The following is a 7,584-nucleotide window of genomic DNA, read 5'->3' on the forward strand; positions in this document are numbered from 1 at the left end:
GCCGCAGAAACACCGATAAAAAGGCTTGCCTCAAACGAAGGGGACGGGCAGCATTCTCCTGCGTAAGACGCATTCTATCTGACACATAAAGGAAACTGACCATGACACAGGCAACCGCACGCCACATTCTGGTAGACAGCGAATCAAAGTGTGAAGAGCTGAAGAAATCCATTGAAGGTGGCCAGGATTTCGCAGAAGTCGCGAAGCAGCACTCTTCCTGCCCCTCCGGCCGCAGCGGCGGCGACCTGGGATCTTTTGGCCCCGGGCAGATGGTCCCCGAGTTCGATAAGGTCGTATTCAGCGGCGATCTGAACACGGTCATTGGCCCCGTCAAAACCCAGTTTGGCTACCACCTGCTGGAAGTCACCAGCCGCAGCTAGCCTTTGGCCCTATCCGGCTTGTTGATTGGCTCCTGACGGTTCCAGGGGTCTCTCTCAATGGCGATACAGGCTTTTTCCGCCTGTATCAGCCTACTTTTGCGGTGTAAGAAAACGCGCCATCTGGTTACCGATGGATTCAATCGGATCGGTAATGGCCTGTTGAATGCTTCGGGTAACGGTTTTTGAAAACGCACTCCCCGGGCCGCTTTCAAGAAAGTCGATATACAACCCCATCTCTTGAGCGCTGATTTTTTCATAGGTGTACAAATAGCTGTCGTACACCTGCTGCTCCACAATGCCTCGAATTTTATCGCGCTGGTTCTCGATGTTGCGCTTGAGCTCATCGTAATTATTCGAATCATCGCTGAACGCCGACATGGCCGTTGCCAAACCCAACTGCACAGCAATGGTGGTGTCCACGGCGCTTTCGGTAGCGCGGGATGCACGGTCAAATCGATCAAACATCCTGGCTCGGGCGGTGTCCTTGTACTTCTTGTTCAACTCAGCAGCCCCAGCCTGAACCTGCTTCCAGACAGCCGGATCCGAGGCCGCGATTTCTGCCGTCGAAATTTTCCGGGCAACGGGCGTTTTGTACCAGCTCTCGACCGCTTCAAGTTGTACCGCAGAGAGATCCTGTTCCAGGTTTTTGACAATCTGCTGTTCTATGTCTGCAGCGCGAAAGCTATTGGTGACCACGTAGCCAATGGTGTCTGCAACCATCGGAGGCACCTGCTGGCTGCGCTTCAAACCCTCGCGAATGCCTTCGCTGATCATTGCGGGGTAGCGATCAATAATATCGTCGACAGGCGATGCGGCCAAAACCTGTTGGGCACTGGGCGCCGCTATGACTGGGCCAGCCAGAAACAAGCTGGTGATTAAAAGAGGTTTAACTAGAGTGCCAAGCTTCATTTAACTAGTATCCTGTTGGGTGGATGCTGCGTTTATGACACGAGCACCCACCCCTGAGCAAGCAATCCATGGGTTGTGGAGATGACAGTTTGGTAGGAAAATTCTGGCAAACCGCCCGGCCCCGCAAGCGACGGCGCCAAAGCCGCGGCGATCGGTGGCGATCCCGTGCAAAATGGTACGGATTTCCGATTCTCGGAGTACTGATCGGCACGTGGGCAACACTGCGTTTTAGTCTGCTGGCGCCCGACCCGCCCGTGAATCCGGACGATCTGTGCGATATTTTTCGGGAACACGCAGTTTGGTACGACTACGCTCGTGATTCCCAGGAGCGTTGGGGCTCGCCCATTGCGACCCAGATGGCATTCGTTTACTACGAATCGTCGTTCCGCAGCCACGCTCAGCCACCCAGAACCCGGCTGTGGGGCTTTGTCCCCTGGGCGAGGCCAAGCACTGCGTATGGCTATGCGCAGGCACTGGATCCTGCGTGGCAGGAATACCTCGCTGCCAATGGCGAGGGCTTGTTCACCGTACGCACCGATATGGAATACGCATTGGATTTTGTGGGTTGGTATAACAATCTCACCCATCAAGAGCTTGGCATTCCCTTCCATAATCCGCGCCAGCTCTATCTGGCTTACCATGAGGGTCGTGGTGGTTACGCCAGAAAAACGTTCGCTCGCAAGCCTGAAATTACAGCGCTGGCTTCAAGGGTTCAAAGCCGCGCCTTCCGTTACGATAATCAGCTCAAATCCTGTGAGCAGGAGTTCCAGTGCTGGCACTGGTATCAGTTCTGGCCGTTTTGCAGCTGACGATCGATTGTCTGTTGACCAATGACATAGCAATCACGCCTTTGGGTTGAACTCAATAGCTGGTGCCTGGGCCCGCAGGCGTTCCACCAGAAACTCCATCACAATGCGAACCCTGGCCATTTGCTGGGTATCCTGGCTTACGTGCACCCATAGATCGACACTTTCGCCTTCAATAGGATCCGACAGGCGGCGCAGCGTTTTGGTGCCTTCACCCAGATAACACGGAAGAACCGCAAGGCCTGCACCTGAGCGCGCCAGCGCATGCATTGCGTGCAGGCTGTTGCAACGAATGACGGACGTAACGTTTTTCAGATGCTTGCGATACCAACGCCCCGTCGCCAGGTGACTGAAAGAATCATCAGGAACAATCCAGAGACAGCCTTCAGGGTGATGTTCAATGTCCATCGCGCGGTGGCGCCGGCAATAGGCGCCAGAGCCGTATACCGCAGACTCGATCGACGCAATGCGCTCACCCTCCAGCGTCGCCTGGGGTTTGTTTTCCGGGCGCAACGTCAAATCTGCCTCCCGATGGCTAAGGTTGGTTACGTCGTTGTCGGTGAGTACTTCCAGCTCAATATCGGGAAACTCACGGACCAGGTCAGCCAGAACGGGGCCAAGCAGCTCGCTCATCATCGTGTCTTCTGCGGCCAAACGTACTTTGCCCACAGGTGCCGAGTCTTGCCCTACCAGTTTTCGCTCGAGATTCTCCATCTCGACGGCCAGCTTTTCAGCATTGCGGAACGCGGTCTCACCCGCCGGTGTGAGCTGTAATCCATCCCGGCTGCGTTCAAAAAACTGCACACCCAACGACTCCTCCATCTGGTCCAGCCGACGCAAAACCGTGGTTTGATGCACACCCAGTAATTCTCCGGCTTTTGCGAGGGTTCCGCCTATTGCCAAAGCGTGTATATATCGAAGATAATCCCAGTCCATAGCTACTGCATATTTGCAACGTGAGTACGGAGTTTAACGTATTTAAGCTGCAAAAAAATACCTTTATCATTAAGTGTAGATTCGGATTGGTTCCGTTACTAACTCACCCTATAAGGAGGAATTCGCTATGACTCAAAGACATATCGCAACCGTTCAACCGCTACCATCCAGCATCCTCCACAATAGTGCTGCGGTGAGAAGCCAGCACACCCGTGCGGCCACGAAGATAGCGGTTCAGTTTATGAGCCGTAAACTGCGTTCGTTTAACCGCCGGACGGTGGTTGGTGTAACACCCGATATCGCCTGAATGCAGAGCGACCGCTGATTACAGTCAGGCAGAAGCAAAGAGCTGCGCCTTCGCGCAGCTCTGAAACGGACAGCCAGACTGAAAACGCCGACAGCCTTTACAGGGTACTGTCGGCGTTTTGCATTGTGCCGTCAGAATTCCCAGATCACTTTCTTTTGCTGTTCGAACCATCCGTCCATTTTAGGGTTATAAACGTCCTCAATGACGTTGCGCTTGATCTTCATCGTGGGCGTCAGCATTCCGTTTTCCATCGTCCAGGGCTCTTTCACTAAAACCACGAACGCAATTTTTTCGTGCGCCTCGCAGCCTTTGTTCACCGCGTTCAATTCGCTCATCAGTTCCTGTTCGAGCTCATCGCGGTTCATGCCGGCTGTGAGCGCATTGCGGATTGCTTCCGATAGCAGCAACATCAGACACGGTTGCGGCTGGTTGGCGCCGGCGGCACAAACAACCTCTACCGAAGGGTGATTAAAACGGTTTTCAATAGGTACCGGCACCACGTACTTGCCCTTGGAGGTTTTGAAGAGATCTTTCACTCTGCCCGTGATGCGCAGGTAGCCATCGGCATCGATCTCCCCCATATCACCGGTTTTAAGAAAACCGTCAGCGGTAATGTCTTCACGGGTTTTTTCGTCGTTTCGATAATAACCCAGCATCATGCTCGCGCTTCTTACCTGCAGCTCGCCTTCATCGCCAATGCGGTGTTCAACGCCAGGATTCGCGATGCCCACAAAGCCTGTTCTGGCCTGCCCCGGGCGGCTGGCATGGGAGTACCCGAAATTCTCGGTCATGCCGTAAACCTCCAGCAATTCCAACCCGAGGCTGCGATACCAGGTGATAATTTCTTCCGACAAAGGTGCCGCTCCGGTTAGCGCGGCGCGGCAATGATCCAGCCCCAATTGTTTGAGCACTTTCTTTTTTACGATCGAATTCAGGAACGGAATTTTGAACAGTAACGCCTGCTTTTTCAGCGGCAGTTTTGCGTTCACGCCAAGATAGAATTTCATCCACAAGCGGGGAACCGAGAAAAACAGGGTGGGCCGGGCGCGCTGTAAATCCTGCTGAAACGTGTCCAGAGTGTTCGCGAAATACACATGAAAACCGAAATACAGCGACTGGGTTTCCACCGCCGCCCGCTCAGCCACGTGCGCCAGCGGAAGGTAGGAAAGCATGCGGTCATCGGATGACGCTGTGAACATCTGTTGCAACCCATCGGCAACAGACATCATCGCTTTAAAACTGTGCATCACCCCTTTGGGACGGCCCGTACTTCCTGAGGTGTAAGCAATGGTGGCCAGGGAATCCGGATCGGGCATGCTCGGCGACGCGGGTTCGTTGTCAACAATAATATCCAACCACTTGGGCACATCATCCATCGGCGACATGGGCAAGGAAATAATCGGGAGCCCCGGGGGAATATGGCCTTTTATATCGTCCCAACCGTCCGCCGCTCCGTCGAGTTTTCCGAGGAACAACAACTTTGCCTCGCTGTGCTCAAAAATATAAGCCGCGGACTCACCGTTGAGAGTGGGGTACAGCGGCACGGACACATGCCCTGCCGCCCATATGGCCAGATCCGAAAGAATCCAGTGCGCACTGTTTTTGCCCAGAATGGCGATAGTGCTGCGTGCCGGAAGTTCAAGGCTGCGTATATGAGCCGCCATTCGCGATACCTGATCAGCGGCCTGCTTCCAGGTAATGTCCTCGACTGTGCCGTCTGGAAAAGGCTGTGTCAGGTAAGGCTTGTCAGGGCTCTGTGTCGCCCAGTAATACAGGCAGTGCAAAGACGTCTGCTTCAGAGGATCCACGGCCATTAAAAACTCCTTGTTGTTGTTATCGCGCGCCCGATTGAGCCTGCACAGAAGCCCGAAGACAGGCCTTCTTCATAGTAACGGGATTTTCAGGGAGCTCAATGACGTAAAACACCCTTCCGACTAGCCGCTTAACGCCGGAACCGGGTCTCGAGAACCACGGCTGAGTTAGTGCGTTCAACACCGTCAAGATTACCGATCTCATCCAACACAGCGCTCAGCTCTTCCAAAGACTGAGCCTGCACGATCGCAATAAGATCGTACTCGCCGCTTACCGAGAACAGTTGCGAAACCTGACTTATACCTTCAAGCGCCGAGTTTGTTCTTGCCGTCAATTTTTGGGCGACTTTTATTGAGCAGTGGGCCTCAACCTGGCTGGACACATAAGCACCACCTAACTGCACCGAGTAGCCTGCGATAACGCCGCTTGCCTCCAGCCGCGCAATCCGGTTTTGCACGGTTGAGCGCGACACGTGCACAGCTCTGGCCAACTCGGTAATGCTGGTTCTGGCATTTTGCCGCAGCAGCATGAGCAGCTTCTGGTCCTTGCTTCCGATCATTTTGATTAATCACTCTGCCATTGTGTTGAAAGTATAGATCAATTTGCTCAAATTGCATCTGCAACTTGTTGGAGCAACGCTTCATACTGTGTCGAAATTGTGTCAATCAATGTCAGGTTTCAGCCCATGATCATTCGCCCCATCACCGACCGGGATCTGGAAACGCTTTTTCAAATAGCCACGGAATCTGGCCCCGGATTTACGTCGCTGACGCCTGACCGGGATGTTCTCTCTCGCAAGATCGCCCATTCAATGGACAGTTTTGAGCGCCTGGTAATAAAACCGGGGGATGAGCATTATCTGTTTGTGCTGGAAGATGAAGCCACGGGAGAAATAATGGGCACCACCGGCATAGAAGCAAACGCCGGACATACCCGACCGCTTTATCACTTCCGTCGCAATACCGTTACCCGTCACTCAAGGCATCTCGATCTTCGCAGGAGTGTGGAAACCCTTACACGCTGCAGCCATTACACCGGTTACTCTGAAATCTGCTCGCTGTATTTACGGCCTGAGTTCCGCAGGCCCCACGCGGGCAAACTGCTTTCCCGGGTGCGCTTTCTGTTTATGGCGCTGCATCCTGAACGTTTTTCAGACAACGTTATCGCCGAAATGCGCGGCGTTTCCGATGCGTCGGGACAGTCGCCTTTCTGGAATTGGCTGAAAGCGCATTTTGTCGACATGGATTTCGACCGCGCTACCCACCTTGTGGGAACAGGCTACACTGATTTTATCGATGAGCTGATGCCTTCGCATCCTCTGTACACCTGCCTGATGAGCCAGGAGGCCCGGGCCGTTCTCGGCCAGGTACACAACCTTACCCGCCCGGCGTTGCGCATACTGGAAACGGAAGGCTTTGAACACAAAGGATTGATAGACCTGTTTGATGCGGGGCCGACCGTTGAGTGCACGCTGGCGAATATACACAGCGTGAGATCCTCTTCAGCGTGCACGGTTACAGTGAACGAAACGGTCACGGCTGACGACGGTGCCCCTGCTCGCGCCCGTGCCTGCTTTCGGAGCAACGAACCCATGTTGATAACCAATACCGGTACCGCGGATTTCCGGGCAACGATCACGCCTGAAGCGTCTGCGCCGTCAGTGTCATCAAACCCGGCGGGTAATCAGGCACCCGGCACGCTGGTTATTCCCCGAACCCTGGCGGCAAAACTGCGCCTGGGGAACGGCAGCCTCGCGCGCATTCTGCCCTTGAATCAGTCAGCGCCAGCACAAACCCGACATACCGTTAAGGAACTGAATTATGCACACTGATCGCAACGCTCTGTTTGAGAAACTTTGGCAGAATTATCGTGATGTCACGCCCTCGGCGGCGCAAATTCACCGGATTCTGGGTGCGGAAGAAGGCAACGCTATTCTTAACGATCACATTGCCCTGCGGACGTTCAACCTGCGGCCGGTTGGCCTGGAGGCGCTCGCGGAGCATTTTCTTGCTCTTGGCTACCGTGTAGGGGGTGAATATCACTTTGAAAGCAAAAAGCTCTATGCCCGGCATTATGAACATCCGGATCCGGAAGCTCCCAGAGTCTTCATTTCAGAACTGCTGACGGAGCAATGCTCACCGGCGCTTCAGACCACCGTGAAAGCTCTGATCGCAGGGATAACAACAGAACAGGTTTCCGCCGACAACTTTCTGTATTCCGGCCGACACTGGAATCTGGGTTACGACACCTACCGCTCGCTGCTGGAAGAAAGCGAATACGCCGCCTGGCTCGCGGCCTGGGGCTACCGGGCGAATCATTTCACGGTGAGCGTTAACAACCTGCAGCAGTTTGAGACGTTGGCCGATATAAACCAGCTCCTCAAGGATAACGGCTTTGCGGTGAACGCGTCCGGCGGTGAGGTAAAAGGTTCTCC

At 54.3% G+C, this 7,584-nt stretch carries 9 protein-coding genes; 5 read left to right on the forward strand and 4 right to left on the reverse strand.

All coding sequences use genetic code 11. From position 1 onward, the window contains the following. Positions 1-101: 101 nt before the first annotated feature. Positions 102-380 carry a peptidylprolyl isomerase gene (locus ENI00_RS00680; protein WP_304097325.1) on the forward strand — a complete coding sequence of 93 codons (279 nt, stop codon included), beginning with the start codon at positions 102-104 and terminating at the stop codon, positions 378-380. Between the two features lie 90 nt (positions 381-470). On the opposite strand, the gene ENI00_RS00685 is transcribed toward ENI00_RS00680, so the two are convergent. Next, entirely contained in the window at positions 471-1,289 is an 819-nt protein-coding gene (locus ENI00_RS00685; protein ID WP_304097328.1) for a DUF2059 domain-containing protein, read from the reverse strand. Positions 1,290-1,477: 188 nt separating this feature from the next. Between ENI00_RS00685 and ENI00_RS00690 the strand changes: the two genes are divergently transcribed. Continuing rightward, positions 1,478-2,098, forward strand: coding sequence for a lysozyme-like domain containing protein (locus ENI00_RS00690; RefSeq protein WP_304097352.1), 621 nt, complete (start codon positions 1,478-1,480; stop codon positions 2,096-2,098). Between the two features lie 33 nt (positions 2,099-2,131). Here the strand turns inward: ENI00_RS00690 and ENI00_RS00695 are convergent, their stop codons facing one another. Beyond that, positions 2,132-3,031, reverse strand: a complete 900-nt coding sequence (locus ENI00_RS00695; protein ID WP_304097333.1) for a LysR family transcriptional regulator — start codon at positions 3,029-3,031, stop codon at positions 2,132-2,134. A gap of 127 nt (positions 3,032-3,158) precedes the next feature. Here ENI00_RS00695 and ENI00_RS00700 point away from each other — a divergent pair, with 127 nt between their 5' ends. Then, a complete protein-coding gene (locus ENI00_RS00700) occupies positions 3,159-3,338 on the forward strand; it encodes a hypothetical protein (protein WP_304097337.1) in 180 nt (59 codons plus the stop codon). Positions 3,339-3,469: 131 nt separating this feature from the next. Here ENI00_RS00700 and ENI00_RS00705 read toward each other — a convergent pair whose 3' ends face one another. After that, positions 3,470-5,152, reverse strand: a complete 1,683-nt coding sequence (locus tag ENI00_RS00705) for an AMP-binding protein (RefSeq protein ID WP_304097340.1) — start codon at positions 5,150-5,152, stop codon at positions 3,470-3,472. Positions 5,153-5,280: 128 nt separating this feature from the next. After that, positions 5,281-5,709 (reverse strand): Lrp/AsnC family transcriptional regulator, encoded by a 429-nt coding sequence (locus tag ENI00_RS00710; RefSeq protein WP_304097344.1) that lies wholly within the window; start codon positions 5,707-5,709, stop codon positions 5,281-5,283. A gap of 126 nt (positions 5,710-5,835) precedes the next feature. Here ENI00_RS00710 and ENI00_RS00715 point away from each other — a divergent pair, with 126 nt between their 5' ends. Both ENI00_RS00715 and ENI00_RS00720 read left to right on the forward strand, forming a co-directional pair. Continuing rightward, the gene (locus tag ENI00_RS00715; RefSeq protein WP_304097346.1) at positions 5,836-6,981 is read left to right on the forward strand and encodes an arginine N-succinyltransferase; all 1,146 of its coding nucleotides are present in this window, start codon (positions 5,836-5,838) and stop codon (positions 6,979-6,981) included. Further along, a partial coding sequence (locus ENI00_RS00720; RefSeq protein WP_304097349.1) for a DUF1338 domain-containing protein occupies positions 6,971-7,584 on the forward strand: 614 nt, incomplete at its 3' end. The genes ENI00_RS00715 and ENI00_RS00720, both read left to right, overlap by 11 nt.

Origin of the sequence: Marinobacter antarcticus (assembly GCF_011049865.1) — a bacterium.
GTDB lineage: Bacteria > Pseudomonadota > Gammaproteobacteria > Pseudomonadales > Oleiphilaceae > Marinobacter > Marinobacter antarcticus_A.